Source organism: Ectopseudomonas oleovorans, assembly GCF_029845265.1.
Lineage (GTDB): Bacteria > Pseudomonadota > Gammaproteobacteria > Pseudomonadales > Pseudomonadaceae > Aquipseudomonas > Aquipseudomonas oleovorans.
On the sequence record NZ_JAOCLK010000006.1, the window covers coordinates 85,471 to 109,929 of the forward strand.

Consider the following 24,459-nt stretch of genomic DNA (forward strand, 5'->3'; position numbering starts at 1 on the left):
ATGCAGTCATCCGTACCAGCTGCCCGCAAGGCGGCGCAGGTCAGTGTTGGTAGTCACCTGGCTTTCATCCTCGGCAGCGCGCTGTGCATGCTGCTGCTTTTCGCCCTGGCTCGGCTGGGCTTGCTGGCCTACAACCAGGCGCTGATCGCCGATACATCGGTCAGCACCTTCGCCGAGGCCTTCGTCAATGGCGCGCGCTTCGACCTGCGTCTGGTCGTCTACCTGTGCATTCCGCTGAGTCTGTCGCTGCTGAGTGTGACTGCGATGCGCGCGCGGCGTCTGCATGTAGCCTGGCTGACCGTCGTCACCAGCCTGTGTCTGTTTTTTGCCGTGGTCGAGCTGAATTTCTACCGCGAATTCCATCAGCGCCTGAACAGTCTGGTGTTCCAGTACATGCAGGAGGACCTGGGCACCGTCACCAGCATGATCTGGAACGGTTTCCCGGTGTTGCGCCTGCTGCTGGCCTGGGCCCTGGCCACGCTGCTGCTGGCCTGGCTGTTCCGCTGTATCGAGCGCGCCACGCGTGCGCGCGGGCATGCTGCGCCGCCGCGCTGGCCGGCTCGCATCGCCGTGTTCGTGCTGTTTCTGCTGGTCTGCGTGGTCGCTGCGCGTGGCACCCTGCGCTCCGGCCCGCCGCTGCGCTGGGGCGACGCCTACACCACCGATTCGATGTTCGCCAATCACCTGGGCCTCAACGGCAGTCTGACCCTGGTCGATGCCGCCGAGAACTTCTTCTCCGATCACCGCGACAACAGCTGGAAGGCCACCCTGCCGGCTGACGAAGCGCGGCAGATCACCCGCGACCTGCTGCTGACCCCACGCGATCAGTTGCTCGATGCCGACCTGGCCGCCGTGCGCCGCGTATACACGCCACCGGCCGAAGGCCAACTGCCGCAGGTGCGCAACGTGGTGGTCATTCTCATTGAGAGCATGGCCGGCCGTTACATCGGCGCCATGGGCAACCAGGACGGCATTACCCCCAACTTCGATGCCCTGGCCAAGGAGGGGCTGCTGTTCCAGCGCGTGTTCTCCAACGGCACCCACACCCACCAGGGCATGTTCGCCACCATGGCCTGCTTCCCCAACCTGCCGGCGTTCGAATACCTGATGCGCATGCCCGAAGGTGGCCACCAGTTCTCCGGCCTGCCGCAGTTGCTCAGTGCCCGTGGTTATGACGATGTGTACGTGTACAACGGCAGCTTCGCCTGGGATAACCAGTCCGGCTTCTTCGCCAACCAGGGCATGCGCAACTTCGTCGGCCGCGACGATTTCGTCGACCCGGTCTTCATCGACCCGACCTGGGGCGTGTCCGACCAGGACATGTTCAGCCGCGGTGCCGACGAGCTGACCAAGCTCGGCAGCCAGGGCAAGCCGTTCTATGCACTGCTGCAGACGCTGTCCAACCACACGCCTTACGCGCTGCCGGAAGACCTGCCGGTCGAGCGCGTCACCGGCCACGGTTCACTGGACGAACACCTGACTGCCATGCGCTACGCCGACTGGGCGCTCGGCCAGTTCTTCGCCAAGGCGCGCCAGGAGCCCTACTTCAAGGACACCCTGTTCGTGGTGCTGGGTGACCATGGCTTCGGCAACGACGAGCAGATCACCGAGATGGACCTGTCGCGCTTCAGCATCCCGCTGCTGCTGATTGGCCCCGGCGTGCAGGAAACCTTCGGCAATAACCGCGACACCGTTGGCAGCCAGATCGACGTGGTGCCGACCATCATGGGCCGCCTCGGTCAGCCGGTGCAGCAGCAATGCTGGGGCCGCGACCTGCTGGCGCTGCCAGAGGGCGATGCCGGCGTGGCGGTGATCAAACCGTCCGGGAGCGACCAGACCGTGGGTTTGGTGACCGGTGACAACATCCTGGTCAAACCGCGTGACCGTGATGCGCGCCTGTATCGCTACCAGCTGGGCCATGATGCGCGCGGCGAAGTGATCGACGATGCGCAGCGGCGCAGTGATCTGGAGCGCAAACTGTCGGCCTTCGTGCAGACTGCCACCGCCAGCCTGCTGAGCAATACCACCGGCGTGACGGAGGACAAGGCAGCGCAGGCCACGCGCTAGTTGTCTGTCGCGGCTAAAGCCCCTCCCACAAAGTTGAGTGCCCTGTGGGAGGGGCTTTAGCCGCGACACTCCCCATAAAAAAACCGCCCCGAAGGGCGGTTTTTTATGGTCGAGGTGCCAGGCGAATCACAGGCCGTTCTTTTCCTTGAATTCGCGACGACGGCGATGCAGCACCGGCTCGGTGTAGCCGTTGGGCTGCTTGGTGCCCTCGATGACCAGCTCCAGCGCGGCCTGGAAGGCGACGTTGTTGTCGAAATCCGGGGCCATCGGGCGATACAGCGGGTCGTTGGCGTTCTGGCGATCGACCACCGGTGCCATGCGCTTGAGGCTTTCGACCACCTGCGCTTCGGTAACGATGCCGTGGCGCAGCCAGTTGGCCAGCAACTGACTGGAGATGCGCAGGGTGGCGCGGTCTTCCATCAGGCCGACATCGTTGATGTCCGGCACCTTGGAGCAGCCGACGCCCTGGTCGATCCAGCGCACCACGTAACCGAGGATGCCTTGCGAGTTGTTGTCCAGCTCGTTGCGGATTTCCTCGTCGCTCCAGCTGGTGTCCTTGGCCAGCGGGATGGTCAGGATGTCGTCAACCGACGCCGGGGCGCGCTTGGCCAGTTCGGCCTGACGGGCGAACACGTCAACCTTGTGGTAATGCAGCGCGTGCAGGGTGGCGGCGGTCGGCGAGGGCACCCAGGCGGTGTTAGCGCCGGACAGCGGGTGGGCGATCTTCTGCTCGAGCATGGCGGCCATCAGGTCCGGCATGGCCCACATGCCCTTGCCGATCTGCGCACGGCCCTGCAGGCCGGTGGCCAGGCCGACGTCGACGTTGTTGTTCTCGTAGGCGCCGATCCAGGTCTCGCTCTTCATGGCGGCCTTGCGCACCACGGCGCCGGCCTCCATGGAAGTGTGGATCTCGTCACCGGTGCGGTCGAGGAAGCCGGTGTTGATGAACACCACGCGCTCGCTGGCAGCCTTGATGCACGCCTTGAGGTTGACGGTGGTGCGGCGCTCCTCGTCCATGATGCCGACTTTCAGGGTGTTGCGGGCCAGGCCCAGCACATCCTCGACGCGGGCGAAGATTTCGCTGGTAAAGGCGACTTCTTCCGGGCCGTGCATCTTCGGTTTGACGATATACACGCTGCCGGTGCGGGTATTCTTGCGCGTGGTGTTGCCGATCAGGTTGTGCACCGCGATCAGGCTGGTGAACAGTGCGTCCTGGATGCCTTCCGGAATCTCGTTGCCTTCGGCGTCGAGGATGGCCGGGTTGGTCATCAGGTGGCCGACGTTGCGCACGAACAGCAGCGAGCGGCCGTGCAGGGTCAGCTCGGAGCCGTCCGGCTTGGTGTAGACCCGGTCCGGGTTCATGGTGCGGGTGAAGGTGCTGCCGCCCTTGGACACTTCCTCGGCCAGGTCGCCCTTCATCAGGCCCAGCCAGTTCTTGTAGACCACCACCTTGTCGTCGGCATCGACGGCGGCGACGGAGTCTTCGCAGTCCATGATGGTGGTCAGCGCGGCTTCCATCAGCACGTCTTTGACGCCGGCGGCGTCGGTGCTGCCGATGGGGCTGGAGGCATCGATCTGGATTTCGAAGTGCAGGCCGTTGTGCTTGAGCAGCACGGCGATCGGTGCGCTGGCCTCGCCCTGGAAACCGACCAGTTGCGCGTCGTCACGCAGGCCGCTGTTGCTGCCGCCCTTGAGGGCAACGACCAGCTTGCCGTCGACGATGGCATAACCGGTGGAGTCGACGTGCGAGCCGGCAGCCAGCGGCGCGGCTTCGTCGAGGAAGGCGCGGGCGAAGGCGATGACCTTGTCGCCACGGACCTTGTTGTAGCCCTTGCCCTTCTCGGCGCCACCTTCTTCGCTGATCACGTCGGTGCCGTAGAGTGCGTCGTACAGCGAGCCCCAGCGGGCGTTGGAGGCGTTCAGGGCGAAGCGCGCGTTCATCACCGGCACCACCAGCTGCGGGCCGGCCAGGCGGGCGATCTCTTCGTCGACATTGGCAGTGGTGGCCTGGAAGTCTTCCGGCTCCGGCAGCAGGTAGCCGATCTCCTGGAGGAAGGCCTTGTAGGCAGCGGCGTCATGGGCCTGGCCCTTGCGCGCCTGGTGCCAGGCATCGATCTGTGCCTGCAGCTCGTCGCGCTTGGCCAGCAGGGCACGGTTCTTCGGCGCCAGGTCCTTGATGACCGCAGCGGCACCGGCCCAGAACTGGTCGGCAGCGATGCCGGTACCGGGAATGGCTTCGTTGTTCACGAAGTCGTACAGGACTTTGGCGACCTGCAGGCCACCGACTTGAACGCGTTCAGTCATCACTTGCCTCACTCTCTCTGAGCTCTACTCAATAGCCGCTTTGGAGACGGGTTTTCCGTCTTGTAGTCCAAAGCGCGGCATACTACATCAAGATCCTGGGGAAATGCAGCTGGGTAGCGTCAGTCTGCGACCAAAAGGCTATTCGCGGTCACGATCGATACTTTATGTATTCAAAAAATTGCACTATTGTCCCATAAAATATGCAAAAATGTACACGATTAATTGAATGGGCACTGACAACCGCGCCAATATGGCCTACGCCTCCTCGCCTATACTGCTTTTCGAGCATCCTGGAGCCCGCCATGACGGTATCTGCTGCTGTTGCTGCCGACCTTGCCGATCTCACCCGTCTGTTTGCTGGCTATCTGCGCTTTTATCGAGTGCCGCGCGACGAGGCGGAGATTGCCGCCTTCCTTGGTCTGCGCCTGCAGCGCGGGGATTCGCAGTTGTTCATCGCCCGGAGCGAGCAGGGCGCCGCGCAGGGCTTCGTGCAGCTCTACCCCTTTCATTCTTCGTTGGCACTGGAACCGGCCTGGTTGCTCAGCGATCTATATGTCGATGAAAGCGCGCGCCGCTCAGGCGTTGGCGAGGCGCTGATGAAGGCTGCCCGCGCCCATGCCGAGGTGAGCGGGGCCTGCGGTCTGCAACTGGAAACGGCGCAGACCAACCTGGCTGCTCGGCGTCTTTACGAGCGTCTTGGCTACGTGCGTGACGAGCAGTTCTTCACCTACTGGTTGTCGCTACGCGGCTGACCTTCCCAATCCTGTAAACGAGTGAGGTAGTACATGGACCATCTGGTACTGACGGTGATTGCCGAGGACCAACCGGGTCTGGTCGAGCGTCTGGCCGGCTGCGTGGCCAATCATGGTGGCAACTGGCTGGAGAGCCGTATGGCGCGCATGGCCGGGCAGTTCGCCGGAATCGTGCGGGTGGATGTGCCGGCCGAGGCCCACGGCGGCCTGATCAAGGAGCTCGAAGCGCTCAGTGCACAGGGTATTCGTGTGCAGCTGGCGGCCAGCGGCAGCGAGCCGGGCGGGCGTTTCACTGCGATTCGTCTGGAGCTTGTGGGTAATGACCGACCCGGTATCGTCCGTGATATCACCCGTGTGCTGGCCGAGCAGGGTGTCAACCTGGAGAGCCTGCTGACCGAGGTGGCGCCAGCGCCGATGAGCGGCGAGTTGCTGTTCACCGCCGAAGCACTGCTGGCCGTGCCGGAAACGCTGGCGCTGGAGCAATTGCAGGCACGCCTGGAAACCCTGGCCGATGACCTGATGGTGGAGCTGAATCTGCGCGCTGAGGATTGATATCCCCGGTATACGTGGATCAGCCTGTGGATAAATTGGGGAGCCCCGGCGCACTGCCTAGTGCCCCGGGGTTTTTCATTGGCTGGCTAAAAATGCAGCAGGATCAATGGTTTGTGCACAAATGCCGGGGATGGATCTGTGGATAAGCCGGGGGTGACAGGCGCCGCGCCAAGGCTGGCGCGGCCTGGCGATGCTTGAGCGTTTTCTGCTCAACGCCCTTTCGATGCCAGTGCGCATAGCCTGGGCGGCCCCGCGACACCCTACGAGGTTCGCAGATCCGCCTGCGCTCGGTCATAGGGTGCGCCGTGCGCACCAGCGCTTACGCGCTGCGCCGCTTGCGCAGGTTCAGCCAGATATCCAGGCTGTATACAAAAAGCCCGGCCCAGATGCAGGCGAACGCCAGCAGGGTGCTCGGCGAGAAATGCTCATCGAACAGCAGGATGGCCTGCAGCAGTACCAGGGTCGGAGCCAGGTATTGCAGGAAGCCCAGCGTGGTGTAGGGCAGATGCCGCGCCGCGGCGTTGAAGCACACCAGCGGCACCAGGGTGATCGGCCCGGCGGCTGCCAGCCACAGTGCTTCGCTGCTGGTCCAGAAACTTGCCTGGCTGCTCATCGCTGCAGGGTGCAGAGCGAGCCAGGCCAACGCTACCGGCACCAGCAGCCAGGTTTCCACCACCAGCCCGGGCAGGGCTGCCACGGGCGCCTGCTTGCGAATCAATCCGTAGAAGCCGAAGGTCAGCGCCAGCACCAGCGACACCCAGGGCAGGCTGCCGACCTGCCATAGCTGCTGCAGCACGCCCAGCGCGGCCAGCGCCACGGCCAGCCACTGCAGGCGGCGCAGGCGCTCGCCGAGAATCAGCAGGCCGAGCAACACGTTGATCAACGGGTTGATGTAGTAGCCCAGGCTGGCCTCGATCATGCGGCCATTGTTCACCGCCCACACGTACACCAGCCAGTTGGTCGCGATCAGCAGGCCGCAGCCGGCCAGCACTGCCAGGCGTTTGGGATTGTCGCGCAGCTCGCGCCACCAGCCAGGGTGCTTCCACACGAGCAGCAGCAGGCCGCCGAACAGTGCGGACCAGAGCACGCGGTGCACGATGATTTCCATCGCCGGAACGCTTTGCAGGGCTTTGAAGTAGAGTGGGAACAGGCCCCAGATGATGTAGGCGGTAAGGCCCAGAACGTACCCGCGTTGCGGGTTGGCGGTAGCCATCGAGAATCCTTGGTTAGGCAGCTAACGGTTGCCGCGGAATTCTAGCGCTCTGCTTCAGGGCTTGTCTGTTCGTTCAGTTTTTCCGTATACCGAAGCGCCGGCAAAGTCGTAAGGCAAACTTTACGCGGCGTGTGCAACTGTATTGGTCATACGGGGGGCGCGGTCGCTGGTAGCCCTTATGCAATCCGGAGCCCTGGGATGGAACCGAAAGCATCGCGGCTGAAGCCGCTCCTACGGGGCCGGTGAACACCTGTAGGAGCGGCTGGGCGGCATTTCGCTTCGGCCGCAAAATCTTCAGTGCGTAGCCGGATGCAATCCGGGAGCTGCGGTCCCGGATCTCATCGGCTCAGAACAGCCGCAGCGGCTCTTCATCCAGAGCTGCCATCTGTTCGCGCAGGGCGAGAATCTGGTCGCCCCAGTAGCGCTCGCCGGCAAACCAAGGGAAGGCCAGGGGGAATGCCGGGTCGTCCCAGCGGCGGGCGATCCAGGCGCTGTGATGCATCAGGCGCAGGGCACGCAGGCCCTCGATCAGTGGCAGCTCGCGGGCGGCGAAGTCATGGAATTCCTGATAACCGTCGACCAGTTCGGCCAACTGACCGAGGCGTTCATGACGCTCGCCGGCCAGCATCATCCACAGATCCTGTACCGCCGGGCCCATGCGGCAGTCGTCGAGGTCGACCATATGGAAGGCATCATCGCGGTGCAGCAGGTTGCCCGGGTGGCAGTCGCCGTGCAGGCGAATCGGCGAGTAGCGCACGCGGCTGAACAATTCATCCAGGCGCGCGAGCAGATCGCGAGCGACCGACTCGTAGGCAGGCAGCAGGCTGCGCGGCACGAAGCCGCCGTCGAGCAGCGAGGCCAGGGCGGCGTGGCCAAAGTTGTCCACAGTCAGGCTTTCGCGGTGTGCGAACGGACGGCTGGCACCGATGGCGTGCATGCGTCCGAGCAACTGGCCGAGGCGGTACAGTTGGTCGAGGTTGCCCGGCTCCGGCGCCCGGCCACCCCGGCGCGGGAACAGGGCGAAGCGGAAGCCACCGTGCTCGAACAGCGTCTCGCCATCGCGCGCCAGTGGCGCCACCACCGGGACCTCGTGTTCGGCCAGCTCGGCGCTGAAACTATGCTCCTCGCGGATCGCCGCATCGCTCCAGCGGTCCGGGCGATAGAACTTGGCGATCAGCGGCGTTTCATTCTCGATACCGACTTGATAGACGCGGTTCTCGTAGCTGTTGAGTGCCAATACGCGGGCGTCGCTGAGATAGCCAAGGCTCTCCACGGCATCGAGCACCAGATCCGGGGTGAGGGTGGAAAAAGGATGGCTCATGAGCGGCTCCGTGTGAGTGGGCGCCCAGTGTACCTGGCGGATGCGCTTGCCGTAGGGCGGGTGCAACCCGCCGTTGAAATGACTGGCGGCTGCATTCGCCCTGTAGCCTTGTAGTCCGGATGAAATCCGGGGCACGCCTATGCGAACTTCCCGGATTTCATTGGGCTACGGTGCTGGCGGGTTGTACCCGCCCTACAGTTGCGTACCGAGCAGCACCTGACTGGCAGTGAACTGCGCACGCACCGGATCGCCCACCGTCAGCCTCAGGGCTGCCAGGCGCTCGGGTTCGATTGATGCGCACAGGGTCTGGCCGTTGCTCAGGCTCACGCGTACTTCGCTGGGGCCATCGTTGGCCGGCAGAATCTGTTCGATATGGCCTTCGAGTGCGTTGTGCTGTGCTGTGCGGGGAGCCTGTAGCGGTTGCAATTCCAGCCAGCCTGCTTTGATCAGCGCGACCACGCTGCTGCCTTCGCTCAATTGCAGGTTTTCCGTGCTGTCATGGGTGATCTGCGCCTGCAGGTGGCTGCCGCCTGGTAGTTCGATGTCGATCAGATCGTTGTGCCCGTGGGGGTGAATCGCGCGGACACGGCCGGTCAGTTGGTTACGCGCGCTGGTGCGCAGCATCAGGCGGCCGAGCAGCGCCAGGTCGGCGTCGTCACCGGCGGCCTGCAGCAGTTGCACCTGCAGCGCCTGCAGGCGTTGTTGCAGTGCCAGCAGGCGCTCGCCAGCGGGTGTCAGGCGTGCGCCACCGCCACCTTTGCCGCCGACATTGCGGCTGACCAGTGGCTGCTCTGAGAGGTTGTTCAGCTCATCGATGGCGTCCCAGGCGGCCTTGTAGCTCAGTCCGGCGGCCTTGGCGGCGCGGGTGATGGAGCCTTGTTCGGCGATCTGCTCGAGCAGCGCCAGGCGTTTCGGGCGGCGGCTGAGCAATTGGGCAATGGAATCGAGCTGCGACATGGTTCAGGCGTGGCCAGGGAGAATGTCGGGCAAGGTGCGTGACTGCGCCTGGCGCGTCAAGTCAGCCATCGCCCGGTCGTGGCGTGCGTGCCAGGCAATACACATCGACGCGCAGTGCGCCCGCGCGACGCAGCAGGTGGGCGAGCACGCCCGCCGTGGCGCCGGTGGTGAGCACGTCGTCGACCAGCGCCAGATGAGCGCCGGCGACCTTGGCTTGCAGTTCCAGGCTGAAGGCCTGACGCAGATTGCGCTTGCGCGTTGCGGCATCCAGCCCTTGCTGTGCGGGTGTATCGACGCGGCGCTGGAGCCAGTCTTGTTGCACCGGCAGGTGGAGGCTGGCGCCCAGCCAGTCGGCGAGCATCTGTGCCTGATTGAAGCCGCGTCGTCGCTGGCGCTTGCGGGCCAGCGGCACCGGCAGCAGCGCCTGTGGTCGTGGCAGGCCTTCGTCATAGGCATGGCTAAGGTGTTCAGCCAGCAGTTCGGCGAGCAGACGACCGTGCGGCCATTGCGCCTGGTGCTTGAAGCGGGTGATCAGATTGTCGACGGGAAAGGCATAGCGCCAGGGCGCTTCCACACGGCTGAAACTTGGCGGCTTGTTCTGGCAGGCGCCGCAGATCATGCCGTGGGCCGGCAATGGCACCGCACAGATCTGGCAGTGCGCACCGAGCCACGGCAACTCGGCCTCGCAGGCCGTGCAGACCACGTGCGTGGGGTGATCGGTGGTTTCGTCGCAAAGCTGGCAATGGCGGCGCGGTCGCAGCCAGGGGAGGCGTTGCAGAAGGGTTGGGTCGAACAATGGCATCGCGGCTCATCCATGAGCGGTGGTGCCAGAAGTGTAGTTCGCGTCAGCGGATGAGCCAGCCCATGACGATCAGGCCGAGAAACAGCCAGATCACCCCGCCGATGATCGAGCCGCGCAGCAGTGAACGAGCGCCGCCGAACAAGAACAGCAGACCGATGATCAGCAGGATGATGCTGAAGATCGACACGTCCATGCCAATGGCCCTGGCCATACCCTGGAGAAAGTCGTCGATGGCATCGGCCATGGCGCCTAGCGCGCCGGACAACATGTCGACGATGAAACGGATGGCGCGACCCAGCGCTTCGCCGAGTCCTTCAAAAAAACCTTCAACCTGCATGCAGAACATCCTGTGGGAGGGGTAAGCATTGGGCCTTATGCCATGACATAAGTTCTATTGGTTATTATTTGATCATATGTAAACCTGTGTCTTTGTCGTGGTTGACAGCATCCAATCGCCACTTATGATGGCCAAAGCCTGAATGCCCCGTGTGGGCCTGACAACAGATGCCACCAAGCGTCGAAGGACTTCTCAGATGAGCGCAACCGCCGAAATCACCACCCGCCACGACTGGAGCCTCGCCGAGGTTCGCGCGCTGTTCGAGCAGCCTTTCAACGACCTGCTGTTCCAGGCGCAGAGCGTCCATCGCCAGCACTTCGACCCGAACCGCGTGCAGGTCTCGACCCTGCTGTCGATCAAGACCGGCGCCTGCCCGGAAGACTGCAAGTACTGCCCGCAGTCCGGCCACTACAACACCGGCCTGGACAAGGAAAAGCTGATGGAAGTGCAGAAGGTGCTGGAGGCGGCCGCCGAGGCCAAGGCCATCGGCTCCACCCGTTTCTGCATGGGCGCGGCGTGGAAGCACCCATCGGCCAAGGACATGCCCTACGTGCTGGAAATGGTCAAAGGCGTGAAGAAGCTCGGCCTGGAGACCTGCATGACCCTCGGTCGCCTCGACCAGGAGCAGACCCAGGCGCTGGCCGAAGCGGGGCTGGACTACTACAACCACAACCTCGATACCTCGCCGGAGTTCTACGGCAACATCATCACCACCCGCACCTACGGCGAGCGCCTGCAAACCCTGGCCTACGTGCGCGAGGCGGGGATGAAAATCTGCTCCGGCGGCATCCTCGGCATGGGCGAATCGGTGGATGATCGCGCCGGGCTGCTGATCCAGTTGGCCAACCTGCCGGAACACCCGGAATCGGTGCCGATCAACATGCTGGTCAAGGTCAAGGGCACGCCGCTGGCCGAGGAGAAGGACGTCGACCCCTTCGACTTCATCCGCACCCTGGCCGTGGCGCGGATCATGATGCCGAAATCCCACGTGCGCCTGTCCGCCGGTCGCGAGCAGATGAACGAGCAGATGCAGGCCCTGGCCTTCATGGCCGGCGCCAACTCGATCTTCTACGGCGAGAAGTTGCTGACCACCGCCAACCCGCAGGCGGACAAGGACATGGCCCTGTTCAAGCGCCTCGGCATCAAGCCGCAAGAGCGTGAGGAGCATGCCGACGAGGTGCACCAGGCGGCCATCGAGCAGGCGCTGATCGAGCAGCGCGATTCCCAGCTGTTCTACAACGCCGCTTCGGCCTAAACCGCTGTTTATGTAGGAGCCAGCTTGCTGGCGATTGCGACTGCCGCTAATCGCCGGCACAGCCGGCTCCTATAGGGTATGCATATGCCTTTCGATTTATCCGCCCGCCTGGCCGAGCGCCAGGCCGCCGACCTGTTCCGCCAGCGGCCGTTGCTGCAGAGCCCGCAGGGGCCGCTGGTGCAGGTGGACGGTCAGCACCTGTTGGCCTTTTGCTCCAATGACTATCTCGGTCTGGCCAATCACCCCGACGTCATCGCTGCGCTGCAGCAGGGCGCGGAAAAATGGGGCGTCGGCGGTGGTGCCTCGCATCTGGTGATCGGCCACTGTACCCCGCATCACGAGCTGGAAGAAGCATTGGCTGCCTTTACCGGTCGGCCGCGTGCACTGTTGTTCTCCACCGGTTACATGGCCAACCTGGCGGTGGTCACCGCGCTGGTCGGGCAGGGCGACAGTGTGCTGCAGGATCGCCTCAACCATGCTTCGCTGCTCGATGCCGGGCTGCTCTCGGGAGCGCGTTTCTCTCGCTACCTGCACAACGATGCGGTGAGCCTGGTCAATCGCCTGCGCAAGGTCACTGGCAACTGCCTGGTGGTCACTGATGGTGTGTTCAGCATGGACGGCGACCTGGCCGATCTACCGGCCCTGTGCGCCGAGGCGCGTGCCGCGCAGGCCTGGGTGATGGTCGACGATGCTCACGGTTTTGGCCCGCTGGGCGCCACGGGCGGCGGTATCGTCGAGCACTTCGGTCTGGGCCAGGATGACGTGCAGGTGCTGGTCGGCACCCTGGGCAAGGCCTTTGGCACCGCTGGCGCCTTCGTCGCCGGCAGCGAGGCGTTGATCGAAACGCTGACCCAGTTCGCCCGGCCCTACATCTACACCACCAGTCAGCCGCCTGCCGTGGCCTGCGCCACGTTGAAGAGCCTGGAGCTGCTGCGCAGCGAACACTGGCGCCGTGAACACCTGCAGCGGTTGATCGCCCGCTTTCGGCAGTGCGCCGCTGAAATCGGCCTGAGCCTGATGGACAGCCCCACGCCGATTCAGCCGATTCTGGTCGGTGACAGCGCGCGTGCGCTCAAGCTGTCAGCGTTGCTCAAGGCGCGCGGCCTGCTGGTTGGTGCCATCCGTCCGCCCACCGTGCCGGCTGGCAGCGCGCGGTTACGTGTGACGCTGTCTGCCGCGCACAGCGATGCACAGCTTGAGCTGCTGCTCGAAGCGCTTGCCGAGTGCTGGCCGCAGGTACGCGCCGATGCGTGAGACGTTGATACTGCTGCCAGGCTGGGGCCTGGATGGCGCCGTGTTGCAGCCATTGGCCGAGGCCCTGGGGGCTGAGCTGAACGTACAGGTGCCGCCCCTGCCACGTCTGAACAGTGCCGCCGTTGCTGACTGGCTCGACGAGCTGGATACACGCCTGCCGCTGGATTGCTGGCTGGCCGGCTGGTCGCTGGGTGGCATGTTGGCTGCTGCCCTGGCGGCGCGGCGCGGCGCGCGTTGTCGTGGCCTGATCAGCCTGGCAAGCAATGCCTGCTTCGTTGCCAGTGATGCCTGGCCGACGGCGATGTCGGCGCAGACCCATGCCGCCTTCCATGAAGGCTGTCAGCACAACGGCAGCGCCACGCTCAAGCGTTTCGCCATGCTCTGCGCCCAGGGTGGTGCTGATGTGCGCGCCCTGTCACGACAGCTGCAAGGCCATCTGGTGACCGGCGACGAGCCGGCCTTGCTGGCCGGGCTGCGCCTGCTGGCCAGCCTGGACAACCGCGCGACGCTGACGGCGTTCAGCGGGCCACAACTGCACCTGCTGGCCGAACAGGACGCGCTGGTGCCGGCCGCCGTTGCCTCTGAGCTGCTGGCGCTGCTGCCAGCAGGTGAGGTGGATGTGCTGGAGGACTGCGGTCATGCCTTCGTGCTTGAACAGGCCGATGTGTTGGCGGCCCTGATGCTCGATTTTATCCGCGAGGCCTGTGATGCCTGAGATGTGTGCGTGTCCGTCTTCTGCTGCGCACGGCGCACCCTATGCGCTGCCGGACAAGCGTCAGGTCGCCGCTTCCTTTTCCCGCGCGGCAGCCAGCTATGACGCGGTGGCCGAGCTGCAGCGCAGTGTTGGTACGCAGTTGCTGGCGCGCGTGCCGGCCGAATTGCCGGTGCAGCGCTGGCTGGACCTGGGCTGCGGCACGGGCCACTTCACCCGTGTCCTGGCCGGGCGTTATGCGCAGGGCGAAGGGCTGGCGCTGGATATCGCCGAGGGTATGCTGCGCCATGCCAGGCCGCAGGGCGGCGCTGCGCACTTTATCGCCGGCGATGCCGAAGCCCTGCCGTTGCACGACGCCAGCGTCGACCTGTTGTTCTCCAGTTTGGCGCTGCAATGGTGCGGCGATTTCCCGCGGGTGCTGAGTGAAGCGCAGCGGGTATTGCGTCCCGGCGGGGTGCTGGCGTTCACCAGTCTCTGCGTCGGAACCCTGCAGGAGCTGCGTGACAGTTGGCTGGCGGTCGATGGTTTCGTCCACGTCAATCGTTTTCGCCGCTTCGAGGATTACCAGCAGCTGTGCGCGGCCAGTGGCTTGCAGGTATTGACGCTGCAGCGCGAGGCTGAGGTGCTGCATTTTCCCGATCTACGCAGCCTGACCACGTCGCTGAAGGAACTCGGCGCACACAACCTCAACCCGGGGCGACCGGGCGGATTGACCGGGCGCTCACGCATTCGTGCGCTGATCGAGGCTTACGAGTGTTTTCGTCAGGCACAAGGGCTGCCGGCGACCTATCAGGTGGTGTACGGCGTGCTGCAGAAACCTTCATAGAAACAGCCTCGCTCGCCAACACGCTTCGCGAGCAGAGCTCGCTCCTACGGGAATATCAGATGACCCAAGCCTACTTCGTCACCGGAACGGATACCGAAATCGGCAAGACCACTATTGCCGCTGGCCTACTCCATGCGGCGCGCCAGCAGGGTCTGAGCACCGCCGCGGCCAAGCCGGTCGCTTCCGGTTGCAGACGCACCGCCGACGGTTTGCGCAACGACGACGCGCTGGCTTTGCTCGCCCAGTGTTCGTTGCCGCTGCGCTATGAAGAGGTCAACCCATTTGCCTTCGCGCCGGCCATTGCGCCACATCTGGCGGCCCGTGAGGCGGGTGTCAGGCTGGATGTCGCCAGCCTCTTGCCGGCGGTGCAGACGATTCTGGCCAAGGGGGCGGACTTCTCGCTGGTGGAAGGCGCCGGTGGCTGGCGCGTGCCCCTGGCCGGTGAGGAAAACCTCTCGGATCTGGCCATTGCCCTCGGCCTGCCGGTGATTCTGGTGGTGGGCGTACGCCTGGGGTGTATCAATCACGCGCTGCTGAGTGCTGAAACCATCGCGCGTGACGGGTTGCCACTGGCCGGCTGGGTGGCCAATATCGTCGAGCCGAAAACCGCCCGCCTGGAAGAGAATCTCGCCACGCTCTGCGAGCGCCTGCCGGCGCCCTGCCTGGGGCGTGTGCCGCACCTGGCCCAGGCGAACGCAGCCGCCGTGGCGGCGCACCTGAATCTCGAGTTACTGGCAGACTGGTAATAAACAGTAAACGGACCATAGCCTTTTGCCTGTACGTTTTTTAGCCGGTTTCTGCTTCAATAGGATTGTCTAGGTTCTACAGCCCTCAGGGGGTTGCCGATGGAAATCTCTGCCAACGCATTCCGGTCGGGTCTGAACGGTATCCAGTCCGGCCAACGCCGTGCCGATCAGGCTGCTGCCGATATTGCCAGCAATACCGTCAATCCGGCGCAGCAGGCGACGCAGACCCCGCCACAAAATCAGGTCAACCCCAGCTCGCAGGTTGCCGAGCGTAGCCGTCCCGACCTGACCGAAAGCCTGGTGACATTGCGTGCCGCTGAAAACGAAGTGCGTGCCAATGCGCGCGTCGTTGACACCGCCGATGAGGTGTTGGGTACGCTGATCGATACCCGCGCGTAAGCAGTTCTACCCCGGCCGCCCTCGCTGCCGGCAAGGGGGCAGGAGGGCGCTCATGCAGATTGGCAGCAGCCTGCCACCTTTCCTCCTCGCGCCGTCCGTCAGTTCGGCCAGGCCACTGTCGCCCGAAGTTTCTCCTGACATTGCCCGTGCCGACCAGGCACCCTTAGCGGCGCAGCAGGAACAGCAGGCCGACTCACCAGCCTCCGGACGCGAAGAGGCTGATCGCGATAGCGCAGCAACAGGCGCTGACAAATCCGAACCCAGCCCTCGGGAGCAGCGCCAGCAGCAACTGGAAATCACCGAGCTGGCGCAGCGTGACCGCGAAGTGCGTACTCACGAACAGGCGCACGCTGCCGTAGGTGGCCAGTACGCCGGTGCGCCGACATACAGTTTCAAACGCGGCCCGGACGGGCAGCGCTATGCCGTTTCCGGCGAAGTCAGCATCGACACGGCTCTCGTTCCCAATGATCCCGCCGCCACGTTGCGCAAGATGGAGATCGTCCTGCGCGCGGCGCTCGCCCCCGTTGAGCCTTCCCCGCAGGATCTGCGCGTCGCCGCCCTGGCCCAGGCGCAGGCGGCGCAGGCGCGGGTCGAACTGGCCGAGCAGCGGCGAGAAGCCGCCACCACCGTCGTCGAGGAGCGTAAAGCCCGCGACGAGGCGCGTGAGGCTGAAGACCAGCCCGCCGAGCAGTCGCAGCAGGCATTGCCGCCAGCGCCTGGTCTTGATCTGTATCGGCGCATGGGCGAACTGCCAGCGCCTGAATCGCGCATCGATCTGGTCGCGTAGCCGGACGATTGGCAGCGCTTGACAAGGGGGTGGCGTAAACGTATGTTTCAAACGCCTGTTTGATTGCTTCGGCCGCAGCCCCGTGGCCAGGCAGCCGGGAGTGATCCCGAAAGCGACCGCCAAAGCCGGTCACCCCAACTACTAGGAATCCACCGCAGAGGTTTACCGTTATGCCTGACTACAAGGCCCCCTTGCGTGACATTCGTTTCGTTCGTGACGAGCTGCTGGGCTATGAAGCTCACTACCAGAGCCTGCCAGGCTGCCAGGACGCCACGCCGGACATGGTCGACGCCATCCTCGAAGAAGGCGCCAAGTTCTGCGAGCAGGTTCTGGCTCCGCTGAACCGTGTGGGTGACATCGAGGGCTGCACCTGGAGCGAATCCGGTGTGAAAACCCCGACTGGCTTCAAAGAGGCCTATCAGCAGTTCGTTGAAGGCGGCTGGCCGAGCCTGGCCCATGACGTCGAGCATGGCGGCCAAGGTCTGCCTGAGTCGCTCGGTCTGGCTGTCAGCGAGATGGTCGGTTCGGCCAACTGGTCCTGGGGTATGTACCCGGGCCTCTCCCACGGCGCGATGAACACCCTGAGCGCTCACGGCACCGACGAGCAGAAGCACACCTACCTGACCAAACTGGTTTCCGGCGAGTGGACCGGCACCATGTGCCTGACCGAGCCGCATTGCGGTACCGACCTGGGCATGCTGCGCACCAAGGCCGAACCGCAGGCCGACGGCAGCTACAAAGTCTCCGGTACCAAGATCTTCATCTCCGCGGGTGAGCACGACATGGCCGAGAACATCGTCCATATCGTTCTGGCCCGTCTGCCCGATGCGCCGGCCGGTACCAAGGGTATCTCGCTGTTCATCGTGCCGAAGTTCCTGCCGAACGCCGAAGGCGGCGTAGGCGAGCGCAACGCCGTTTCCTGTGGCTCCATCGAGCACAAGATGGGCATCCACGGTAACGCCACCTGCGTGATGAACTTCGACGGCGCCACTGGCTACCTGATTGGCCCGGCCAACAAGGGCCTGAACTGCATGTTCACCTTCATGAACACCGCTCGCCTGGGTACCGCGCTGCAAGGCCTGGCCCACGCCGAAGTCGGCTTCCAGGGTGGCATCAAGTACGCTCGCGAGCGTCTGCAGATGCGTTCGCTGACTGGCCCGAAAGCGCCGGAAAAAGCCGCTGACCCGATCATCGTGCACCCGGACGTACGCCGCATGCTGCTGACCATGAAGGCGTTCGCCGAAGGCAACCGCGCCATGGTCTACTTCACCGCCAAGCAGGTGGACATCGTTCAGCACAGCCAGGACGAAGAAGAGAAGAAAGCTGCCGACGAACTGCTGGCTTTCCTGACCCCGATCGCCAAGGCCTTCATGACCGAAGTGGGCTTCGAGTCCGCTTCTCACGGCATGCAGATCTATGGTGGCCACGGCTTCATCAGCGAGTGGGGCATGGAGCAGAACCTGCGTGACTGCCGCATCTCCATGATGTACGAAGGCACCACCGGCGTTCAGGCGCTCGACCTGCTGGGCCGCAAGGTGCTGATGACTCAGGGCGGCGCGCTGAAAAACTTCACCAAGATCGTCCACAAGTTCTGCCAGGCCAACGAGGGCAACGACTCCGTCAAGGAATTCGTCGAGCCGCTGGCCAAGCTGAACAAGGAGTGGGGCGACATCACCATGAAGATCGGCATGGCCGCGATGAAAGATCGCGAGGAAGTTGGTGCCGCCTCCGTGGACTACCTGATGTACTCCGGCTACGCCTGCCTGGCCTACTTCTGGGCCGACATGGCGCGCCTGGCTGCCGAGAAGCTGGCTGCCGGTACTGATGACGAGGCTTTCTACAAGGCCAAGTTGCAGACTGCCCGCTTCTACTACGCGCGCATCCTGCCGCGTACCCGCGCGCACGTCGAAGCCATGCTGTCGGGCGCCAGCAACCTGATGGAGATGGATGAAGAGCATTTCGCTCTGGGCTTCTGAGTCCTTCATCGGTAGCACGACAGCGCCGCCCTTTGGGGCGGCGTTGTCGTTTTCGCACTTCGCATTGCAGCGAATGTCGCATTCTGTCGCTGTTTTCAGGAATCGAAGCAGGCAGAATGACTGCGTCTTCCGCCCGGGATGCCAGCGTGAACCGTCCGGCCAATCTGCGCCTCAGTCACTTCTTCACGTCGCAGCCTTTGCTGGCTGGTGGGATAGTGGCTGCTCTGCTGCCAGTGCTGAGCGAGTTCTTCCTCTCCCTGTTTAATGTATTGCCGACGCTGCTGTTGCTGCTTGGCGGCTCCTTCTGTCTGGCCTATGGCATCAGCGCGAGGTGTTTCTGCTGCTGGCGCTGTATGTCGGCTACTTTCTGCTGGATATCCAGGTCGATCACTTCCCAGGCAATGGCCAGAGACGCGGTGATGCGGCGCTGGTCTTTCACCTGATCTATCTGTTGCTACCACTGTTCTATGCCCTCTACGGCTGCTGGGAGGAGCGCACGCACCTGGCGCAGGACATGTTCGCCCGCGCCTTGGTGCTGCTGGCAGTCAGCGCGCTGGCCTTTGGTCTGGCGCGGCGTTATCTACAGGGTATCCCCGACTGGCTGGCACAGATTCACTGGCCGTCGCTGCATGGTGCCTGAATGAACCTGGCGCAATTGGTCTATCTGCAAGCCCAGGCCACTGCACGCGGCGCAATTAGTGGGGCTGTGCGGTCTGCTGTGGATGTTGCCGCTGGTGTTCATCCTGGCCAACGCGTTGCAGGTGATGATCAGCATAGTGCGGTGGCGGCAAGGCTTACCGTTATGGCGGTGAGGAGTTCACCTTGCTGTTTCCCGGCAAGAGCGTGGAGCAATCCCTGCCGCACATCGAGGCAGTGCATCTGGCCATCGAGCAGTACCGCATGCAACTGCGTGATCCGCAACGCCGCCCGCGTAATGACCGCGAAGGCAAGTAGTGCCGGGCCGGCAAGGCCGCCAGCGAGGTGTCGGTGGCCGTGAGCATGGGCGTCGCCGAGCGTCAGGTCGAGCAACGCACGCTGCAGGAGGTCATCAAGGAGGCGGACAAGGCGCTGTACAGCGCCAAGGCCGCCGGGCGCAATTGCATCCGTAGCGCTGGCCAGCGTCGCGGAGCTGTGAAACTGACCGCCGGGCGCGAATAGCTGCGCTGGCAGACGAGCGGTCAGCAGGGGTTTTCCTTGCCCTCAGTCAATCAGATAGTTAGTGACCGCCTGTGAACTGCTGGTCACAACAAGACCCTATGTGTCTATAAAGTTGTTCAAGTAAACTCGGCCCTCTCACGTAAGTCCGTTTTCGAGGATGTGTCATGGCCGATTACAAAGCCCCCCTGCGCGACATGCGCTTCGTGCTCAATGAAGTATTCGAAGTCTCCAAGCTCTGGGCCGAGCTGCCGGCCCTGGCCGAGGTGGTCGATGCCGAGACCGCCAGTGCCATCCTGGAAGAAGCTGGCAAAGTCACGGCGGGCAGCATCGCCCCGCTGAACCGCAGCGGTGACGAAGAAGGCTGCTCCTGGGACAACGGCGCGGTGAAAACCCCGGCCGGCTTCCCCGAGGCCTACCAGACCTACGCCGAGGGTGGCTGGGTCGGTGTTGGTGGTTCGCCGGAGTTCGGCGGTATGGGCATGCCCAAGGTGATCGGCGCCCAGGTCGAGGAAATGGTCAACTCGGCCAACCTGTCCTTCGGCCTGTACCCGATGCTGACCGCCGGCGCCTGCCTGTCGATCCTCAACCACGCCAGCGAAGAGCTGAAGGCGCAGTACCTGCCGAACATGTACGCCGGCGTCTGGGCCGGCTCCATGTGCCTGACCGAACCGCATGCCGGCACCGATCTGGGCATCATCCGCACCAAGGCCGAACCCCAGGCCGATGGCAGTTACAAGATCAGCGGCACCAAGATCTTCATCACCGGTGGCGAGCACGACCTGACCGAGAACATCATCCACCTGGTGCTGGCCAAGCTGCCCGACGCGCCGGCTGGCCCGAAAGGTATCTCGCTGTTCATCGTACCCAAGGTCATGGTCAATGCCGACGGCTCGCTGGGCGAGAACAATGCTCTGGGCTGCGGCTCCATCGAGCACAAGATGGGCATCAAGGCTTCGGCCACCTGCGTGATGAACTTCGACGGCGCCATCGGCTATCTGGTTGGCGAAGTGAACAAGGGCCTCAACGCCATGTTCACCATGATGAACTACGAGCGCCTGGGCGTTGGCATCCAGGGCCTGGCCCTGGGCGAGCGCAGCTACCAGAGCGCCATCGAGTACGCCCGCGAGCGTATCCAGAGCCGCGCGCCGACCGGCCCGGTGGCCAAGGACAAAGCCGCCGACCCGATCATCGTGCACCCGGACGTGCGCCGTATGCTGCTGACCATGAAAGCGCTGAACGAGGGTGGTCGCGCCTTCTCCAGCTACGTCGCCATGCAGCTCGACACTGCCAAGTACAGCGAGGACAAGGACACCGCCAAGCGTGCCGACGAGCTGGTGGCGCTGCTGACCCCGGTGGCCAAGGCCTTCCTCACCGACATGGCGCTGGAAACCACCGTGCATGGCCAGCAGATCTTCGGCGGCCACGGCTTCATCCGCGAGTGGGGCCAGGAGCAGCTTGTTCGGGATTGCCGCATCACCCAGATCTACGAAGGCACCAACGGCATCCAGTCGCTGGACCTGATGGGGCGCAAGATCGTTGGCAGCGGCGGCAGCTTCTACAAGCACCTGGCCGACGAGATCAAGGCCTTCGTCGCTTCGGCTGACGCCAACCTCGCCGAGTTCACCAAGCCGCTGGCAGCTGCCGTGCACAACCTCGACGAGCTGACCGCCTGGGTACTGGACCGTGCCAAGGGCAACCCCAACGAAATCGGTGCGGCCTCGGTGGAGTACCTGCACGTGTTCGGCTACACCGCCTATGCCTATATGTGGGCGTTGATGGCTCGGGCAGCGTTGGGCAAGGAAGATCAGGACGATTTCTACGCCAGCAAGCTGGGTACCGCGCGCTTCTACTTCGCCCGCTTGCTGCCGCGCATTCACTCGCTGAGTGCGTCGGTCAAGGCCGGTAGCGAATCGCTGTATCTGCTGGATGCTGCGCAGTTCTGATCACGCTACCGCGCACAAATGAGCCCCGGCCCGCGCGCCGGGGCTTTTTATTTCAGTGTGCGCACGGGTTCAGCCAGGCCACGTAGAGAAGGGCGGGGCGGTGTGCGTGCAGGTGTAATTGGCCGGGTTCGTTCTCGATCAGCAGGCCATTGCCCGCCGTTAGCGGGTGCATCGCGCCGCCAGCATTCACGTCGACTGCGGTCTGGCCCCCATTCCACAGCAGCAGCATCACCGCCGCATCGTTCTCCAGCCTTCGGGTTCCCTGCCATTTCAGCAACTGCACCTGATGCGTCCAGTGGCCTCGTCGGGTCATCAGATTGAGGTCGGTGATCGGGCCGTCCAGCAGATGGGCGCTGATCGCCTCTTCGCCGCCGAACACCGCTATGGCGCCACCGCTGAGCAGCATTTCGCGCTGCCCGTCGGCGCGGTGCAGGCACACGCCGTTACCGGCGAGCACGGCCAGGCTGCGGTCGATGTCCGGGAAGCTGGAAAAGGCACCATCCACCGCCACCTGCGCAGTGCTGATGCGCCAGGCGAAATCCTCCAGGCCGGCACCCACTGGCGAGATGGCCAATTCCACGGTGGAGCCGCCACCGTTCTTCCAGGGCATTGCGCGGGCAGTTGCGGGGTCGAGCAGGGTGCAGGGCATGATCTCTCCAAATGTATATACATAGTGGCTGGGCGACAAACGGTTCCGATCGCAAGGTCGGCGAAGATGTCTCCAGACAGAGGCCGGTAACGCTCTATTCAGGGTATCAAGCCGTACTGCACATGCCTTGTCTGGTCTTGTGATCATAAGGTCAGGCTGTTGCTCCCGGCTTGACGCCGATTCGATCCACTCATATTGTATATACAAAACAAGCCGGGAGAATCCCATGCCGATGCATTCCACCTCGAAACAGCTCTGGCGCGATGTGCAGGTCTTCGATGGCCTGGCGCAGCTGGACGAGGCGATGAACGTGCTGGTCGAGGACGGTCGCATTGCCGGTCTGTGGCCGTCGCGCACCTTCGACGAGGCGCTGGCTCAAGGTGCAGTCGAGGTGGGGAGCGGCGGCGTGATGACCCCAGGCCTGGTCGACTGCCACACCCATCTGGTCTATGCCGGCAACCGCGCTGGAGAGTTCGAGCAGCGCCTGGAAGGTGTCAGCTACGAAACCATCGCCCGCAACGGTGGCGGCATTCTCAGCAGCGTGCGCGCCACTCGTACAGCGAGCGAGGACGAACTGATCGCCGCCAGCCTGCCGCGTCTCGATGCGCTGCTGGCCGATGGTGTGACCACGCTGGAGATCAAGTCCGGTTACGGTCTGACCGTCGAAAGTGAGTTGAAGATGCTGCGCGTGGCCCGCCGTCTCGGCGAACTGCGTCCGGTACGGGTGCTGACCACGCTGCTCGGTGCCCATGCCTTGCCGCCGGAATACGCCGGCCGCGCTGACGACTACGTGAGCCTGGTCTGCGACGAGATGATCCCGGCCGCTGCCCGTGAGCGGTTGGCCGATGCGGTGGACGTATTCTGCGAGGGCATCGGCTTTTCCCCGGCGCAGTGCGAACGCGTGTTCCAGGCAGCCCGCGCCCATGGCCTGGCGATCAAGGCGCATGCCGAGCAACTGTCCAACCTCGGCGGCAGTGCCCTGGCCGCACGTTACGGTGCGCTGTCCGCCGACCATATCGAATACCTCGACGAGGCTGGCGTGCGCGCCATGGCCGAGGCCGGCACCGTTGCCGTGCTGCTGCCCGGTGCCTTCCACGTGCTGCGCGAAACCCAGTTGCCGCCCATCGCGCTATTGCGCCAGTACGGCGTACCGATGGCGGTGGCCAGCGATGCCAACCCCGGCACCTCGCCGATCTGCATGCCCACGCTGATGGCCAACCTGGCCTGCACCCTGTTTCGTCTCACCCCACGCGAAGCCCTGGCCGGCATGACCGCCCACGGCGCCCGCGCCCTCGGCCTGCACGACCTCGGCCGCATCGCCGTCGGCGCGCCGGCGGATCTGTGCCTGTGGGATATCCGGCAACCGGCCGAACTGGCCTACGCGGTGCAGGCCGGACGTTTGCGCCAGCGCGTGTTCAATGGAGTCGTGACCTATGCCCGCTGATCGTCACTCGATGGCCGCCTGGAGCGGTCGAACCGACCCGGAAGCCGATAGCGCACGCTGGCACCAGCGCATTCGCTCGCTTACCGAAGACAGCCAGCCGGGCCTGGCTTTGCTGGGTTTTGCCTGCGACGAAGGTGTGCGCCGCAACCAGGGTCGCGTCGGTGCCGCCGCTGCGCCACAAAGCGTGCGCAAGGCCCTGGCCAATCTGGCCTGGCACCGACAGGCGCCGGCCTACGATGCGGGTGACGTCACCTGCGAGGATGGCGATCTGGAAGCGGCGCAGGCCCGCCTCGGTCATAACGTCTGTGCGCTGCTGGACGCCGGGCATCTGCCGCTGGTGATCGGCGGCGGTCATGAAGTGGCCTTCGGCAGCTGGTCCGGGCTGGCCGAGCATCTCAGTGGCCAGGCCGCCCCGAAGATCGGCATCATCAATTTCGACGCCCATTTCGACCTGCGCGACCCGGCCCATGTGCATTCCTCCGGCACGCCCTTCGCGCAGATCGCCGAGCAGTGTGCCGCACGCGGCTGGCCGTTCCGCTACGCCTGCCTCGGCGTCAGCCGCGCCAGCAACACCCGCGCGCTGTTCGCCCGCGCCGCCGAGCTGAACGTGCTGGTGCGTGAGGATCACCAGATTCGCGAGTCGACACTCGATGCCATCGGTGCTGAGCTGGACGCCTTCGTCGCCGAGTGCGACGCGCTCTACCTGACCATCGACATCGACGTGCTGCCGGCCTGCGAAGCGCCAGGCGTCAGCGCGCCAGCCGCCCGTGGCGTGCGCCTGGAGCTGCTGGAGCCGCTGCTCGAACGGCTCAAGGCCAGCGGCAAGCTGCGCCTGGCCGACCTGGCCGAGCTCAACCCCGAATACGACATCGACAACCGCACCGCCAAGGTGGCTGCGCGGCTTATTCATCTGCTCAGCCTCTGAGCCCGACGCCTTCCCGCACAACAACAATTACGAGGAAACACCGATGTTCATCACCGCCCGCCGTGGCCAGGAGCCGCGTC

21 protein-coding genes and 1 pseudogene are annotated in these 24,459 nt (G+C 64.2%); 15 read left to right on the top strand and 7 right to left on the bottom strand.

Features of this window, described 5'->3' with window-relative positions; genetic code table 11:
• Positions 1 to 2,067: an LTA synthase family protein gene (locus tag N5J71_RS04905; RefSeq protein ID WP_279916428.1), complete on the top strand. Its 2,067-nt coding sequence runs from the start codon at positions 1 to 3 to the stop codon at positions 2,065 to 2,067.
• 126 nt (positions 2,068 to 2,193) lie between these two features.
• Here the strand turns inward: N5J71_RS04905 and N5J71_RS04910 are convergent, their stop codons facing one another.
• Positions 2,194 to 4,371, bottom strand: a complete 2,178-nt coding sequence (locus tag N5J71_RS04910) for a malate synthase G (RefSeq protein ID WP_279916429.1) — start codon at positions 4,369 to 4,371, stop codon at positions 2,194 to 2,196.
• Between the two features lie 302 nt (positions 4,372 to 4,673).
• Between N5J71_RS04910 and N5J71_RS04915 the strand changes: the two genes are divergently transcribed.
• A complete protein-coding gene (locus tag N5J71_RS04915; RefSeq protein ID WP_084341430.1) occupies positions 4,674 to 5,123 on the top strand; it encodes a GNAT family N-acetyltransferase in 450 nt (149 codons plus the stop codon).
• A 33-nt stretch (positions 5,124 to 5,156) separates the two neighbouring features.
• The gene (locus N5J71_RS04920) at positions 5,157 to 5,675 is read left to right on the top strand and encodes a glycine cleavage system transcriptional repressor (protein WP_074855414.1); all 519 of its coding nucleotides are present in this window, start codon (positions 5,157 to 5,159) and stop codon (positions 5,673 to 5,675) included.
• Between the two features lie 319 nt (positions 5,676 to 5,994).
• On the opposite strand, the gene rarD is transcribed toward N5J71_RS04920, so the two are convergent.
• The 5 genes from rarD to N5J71_RS04945 all read right to left on the bottom strand — a co-directional run bounded on the left by rarD (position 5,995) and on the right by N5J71_RS04945 (position 10,305).
• Positions 5,995 to 6,888, bottom strand: a complete 894-nt coding sequence (rarD, locus tag N5J71_RS04925; RefSeq protein ID WP_104727940.1) for an EamA family transporter RarD — start codon at positions 6,886 to 6,888, stop codon at positions 5,995 to 5,997.
• A 346-nt stretch (positions 6,889 to 7,234) separates the two neighbouring features.
• Positions 7,235 to 8,209: a serine/threonine protein kinase gene (locus N5J71_RS04930; RefSeq protein WP_279870018.1), complete on the bottom strand. Its 975-nt coding sequence runs from the start codon at positions 8,207 to 8,209 to the stop codon at positions 7,235 to 7,237.
• Between the two features lie 192 nt (positions 8,210 to 8,401).
• On the bottom strand, positions 8,402 to 9,166 hold the full coding sequence (locus N5J71_RS04935) for a TOBE domain-containing protein (RefSeq protein WP_279916431.1): 765 nt from the start codon (positions 9,164 to 9,166) through the stop codon (positions 8,402 to 8,404).
• 61 nt (positions 9,167 to 9,227) lie between these two features.
• Positions 9,228 to 9,968 (bottom strand): ComFC family protein, encoded by a 741-nt coding sequence (locus tag N5J71_RS04940; RefSeq protein ID WP_074855418.1) that lies wholly within the window; start codon positions 9,966 to 9,968, stop codon positions 9,228 to 9,230.
• A 43-nt stretch (positions 9,969 to 10,011) separates the two neighbouring features.
• Positions 10,012 to 10,305, bottom strand: a complete 294-nt coding sequence (locus N5J71_RS04945) for a hypothetical protein (RefSeq protein WP_104727934.1) — start codon at positions 10,303 to 10,305, stop codon at positions 10,012 to 10,014.
• Between the two features lie 196 nt (positions 10,306 to 10,501).
• Here N5J71_RS04945 and bioB point away from each other — a divergent pair, with 196 nt between their 5' ends.
• From bioB to N5J71_RS04995, 10 genes and pseudogenes are all read left to right on the top strand, one after another.
• Complete coding sequence (gene bioB, locus N5J71_RS04950; protein WP_279916432.1) at positions 10,502 to 11,560, top strand: biotin synthase BioB; 1,059 nt, start codon at positions 10,502 to 10,504, stop codon at positions 11,558 to 11,560.
• 84 nt (positions 11,561 to 11,644) lie between these two features.
• Entirely contained in the window at positions 11,645 to 12,814 is a 1,170-nt protein-coding gene (bioF, locus tag N5J71_RS04955; RefSeq protein WP_279916433.1) for an 8-amino-7-oxononanoate synthase, read from the top strand.
• The gene (locus N5J71_RS04960; protein WP_279916434.1) at positions 12,807 to 13,529 is read left to right on the top strand and encodes an alpha/beta fold hydrolase; all 723 of its coding nucleotides are present in this window, start codon (positions 12,807 to 12,809) and stop codon (positions 13,527 to 13,529) included. Before bioF ends, N5J71_RS04960 begins: the two co-directional genes overlap by 8 nt.
• 1 nt (position 13,530) lies before the next feature.
• Positions 13,531 to 14,352 carry a malonyl-ACP O-methyltransferase BioC gene (gene bioC, locus N5J71_RS04965; protein WP_279916448.1) on the top strand — a complete coding sequence of 274 codons (822 nt, stop codon included), beginning with the start codon at positions 13,531 to 13,533 and terminating at the stop codon, positions 14,350 to 14,352.
• Between the two features lie 59 nt (positions 14,353 to 14,411).
• A complete protein-coding gene (gene bioD / locus N5J71_RS04970) occupies positions 14,412 to 15,098 on the top strand; it encodes a dethiobiotin synthase (protein WP_279916435.1) in 687 nt (228 codons plus the stop codon).
• Between the two features lie 99 nt (positions 15,099 to 15,197).
• Complete coding sequence (locus tag N5J71_RS04975; protein ID WP_003463823.1) at positions 15,198 to 15,497, top strand: hypothetical protein; 300 nt, start codon at positions 15,198 to 15,200, stop codon at positions 15,495 to 15,497.
• Between the two features lie 52 nt (positions 15,498 to 15,549).
• The gene (locus N5J71_RS04980; protein ID WP_279916436.1) at positions 15,550 to 16,284 is read left to right on the top strand and encodes a putative metalloprotease CJM1_0395 family protein; all 735 of its coding nucleotides are present in this window, start codon (positions 15,550 to 15,552) and stop codon (positions 16,282 to 16,284) included.
• 170 nt (positions 16,285 to 16,454) lie between these two features.
• Complete coding sequence (locus tag N5J71_RS04985; protein WP_279916437.1) at positions 16,455 to 18,260, top strand: phenylacyl-CoA dehydrogenase; 1,806 nt, start codon at positions 16,455 to 16,457, stop codon at positions 18,258 to 18,260.
• 146 nt (positions 18,261 to 18,406) lie between these two features.
• Positions 18,407 to 19,418, top strand: a pseudogene (locus N5J71_RS04990) (diguanylate cyclase domain-containing protein).
• Between the two features lie 164 nt (positions 19,419 to 19,582).
• On the top strand, positions 19,583 to 21,361 hold the full coding sequence (locus N5J71_RS04995) for an acyl-CoA dehydrogenase C-terminal domain-containing protein (RefSeq protein WP_279916438.1): 1,779 nt from the start codon (positions 19,583 to 19,585) through the stop codon (positions 21,359 to 21,361).
• Positions 21,362 to 21,413: 52 nt separating this feature from the next.
• Here N5J71_RS04995 and N5J71_RS05000 read toward each other — a convergent pair whose 3' ends face one another.
• Complete coding sequence (locus N5J71_RS05000; RefSeq protein WP_039965266.1) at positions 21,414 to 22,010, bottom strand: HutD/Ves family protein; 597 nt, start codon at positions 22,008 to 22,010, stop codon at positions 21,414 to 21,416.
• Between the two features lie 226 nt (positions 22,011 to 22,236).
• Here N5J71_RS05000 and hutI point away from each other — a divergent pair, with 226 nt between their 5' ends.
• Together hutI and hutG are read left to right on the top strand one after the other, a co-directional pair.
• On the top strand, positions 22,237 to 23,454 hold the full coding sequence (gene hutI / locus N5J71_RS05005; RefSeq protein WP_074855426.1) for an imidazolonepropionase: 1,218 nt from the start codon (positions 22,237 to 22,239) through the stop codon (positions 23,452 to 23,454).
• Positions 23,444 to 24,379, top strand: a complete 936-nt coding sequence (hutG, locus tag N5J71_RS05010) for a formimidoylglutamase (RefSeq protein ID WP_279916439.1) — start codon at positions 23,444 to 23,446, stop codon at positions 24,377 to 24,379. The genes hutI and hutG overlap by 11 nt, the downstream gene beginning before the upstream one ends.
• Positions 24,380 to 24,459: the final 80 nt, after the last annotated feature.

What these genes read in the sequence shown, in the direction of transcription:
- N5J71_RS04905 (WP_279916428.1), top strand. Translation starts at nt 1, where the DNA reads ATGCAGTCATCCGTACCAGCTGCCCGCAAGGCGGCGCAGGTCAGTGTT.
- N5J71_RS04910 (WP_279916429.1), bottom strand. Translation starts at nt 4,371, where the DNA reads ATGACTGAACGCGTTCAAGTCGGTGGCCTGCAGGTCGCCAAAGTCCTG.
- N5J71_RS04915 (WP_084341430.1), top strand. Translation starts at nt 4,674, where the DNA reads ATGACGGTATCTGCTGCTGTTGCTGCCGACCTTGCCGATCTCACCCGT.
- N5J71_RS04920 (WP_074855414.1), top strand. Translation starts at nt 5,157, where the DNA reads ATGGACCATCTGGTACTGACGGTGATTGCCGAGGACCAACCGGGTCTG.
- rarD (WP_104727940.1), bottom strand. Translation starts at nt 6,888, where the DNA reads ATGGCTACCGCCAACCCGCAACGCGGGTACGTTCTGGGCCTTACCGCC.
- N5J71_RS04930 (WP_279870018.1), bottom strand. Translation starts at nt 8,209, where the DNA reads ATGAGCCATCCTTTTTCCACCCTCACCCCGGATCTGGTGCTCGATGCC.
- N5J71_RS04935 (WP_279916431.1), bottom strand. Translation starts at nt 9,166, where the DNA reads ATGTCGCAGCTCGATTCCATTGCCCAATTGCTCAGCCGCCGCCCGAAA.
- N5J71_RS04940 (WP_074855418.1), bottom strand. Translation starts at nt 9,968, where the DNA reads ATGCCATTGTTCGACCCAACCCTTCTGCAACGCCTCCCCTGGCTGCGA.
- N5J71_RS04945 (WP_104727934.1), bottom strand. Translation starts at nt 10,305, where the DNA reads ATGCAGGTTGAAGGTTTTTTTGAAGGACTCGGCGAAGCGCTGGGTCGC.
- bioB (WP_279916432.1), top strand. Translation starts at nt 10,502, where the DNA reads ATGAGCGCAACCGCCGAAATCACCACCCGCCACGACTGGAGCCTCGCC.
- bioF (WP_279916433.1), top strand. Translation starts at nt 11,645, where the DNA reads ATGCCTTTCGATTTATCCGCCCGCCTGGCCGAGCGCCAGGCCGCCGAC.
- N5J71_RS04960 (WP_279916434.1), top strand. Translation starts at nt 12,807, where the DNA reads ATGCGTGAGACGTTGATACTGCTGCCAGGCTGGGGCCTGGATGGCGCC.
- bioC (WP_279916448.1), top strand. Translation starts at nt 13,531, where the DNA reads ATGTGTGCGTGTCCGTCTTCTGCTGCGCACGGCGCACCCTATGCGCTG.
- bioD (WP_279916435.1), top strand. Translation starts at nt 14,412, where the DNA reads ATGACCCAAGCCTACTTCGTCACCGGAACGGATACCGAAATCGGCAAG.
- N5J71_RS04975 (WP_003463823.1), top strand. Translation starts at nt 15,198, where the DNA reads ATGGAAATCTCTGCCAACGCATTCCGGTCGGGTCTGAACGGTATCCAG.
- N5J71_RS04980 (WP_279916436.1), top strand. Translation starts at nt 15,550, where the DNA reads ATGCAGATTGGCAGCAGCCTGCCACCTTTCCTCCTCGCGCCGTCCGTC.
- N5J71_RS04985 (WP_279916437.1), top strand. Translation starts at nt 16,455, where the DNA reads ATGCCTGACTACAAGGCCCCCTTGCGTGACATTCGTTTCGTTCGTGAC.
- N5J71_RS04995 (WP_279916438.1), top strand. Translation starts at nt 19,583, where the DNA reads ATGGCCGATTACAAAGCCCCCCTGCGCGACATGCGCTTCGTGCTCAAT.
- N5J71_RS05000 (WP_039965266.1), bottom strand. Translation starts at nt 22,010, where the DNA reads ATGCCCTGCACCCTGCTCGACCCCGCAACTGCCCGCGCAATGCCCTGG.
- hutI (WP_074855426.1), top strand. Translation starts at nt 22,237, where the DNA reads ATGCCGATGCATTCCACCTCGAAACAGCTCTGGCGCGATGTGCAGGTC.
- hutG (WP_279916439.1), top strand. Translation starts at nt 23,444, where the DNA reads ATGCCCGCTGATCGTCACTCGATGGCCGCCTGGAGCGGTCGAACCGAC.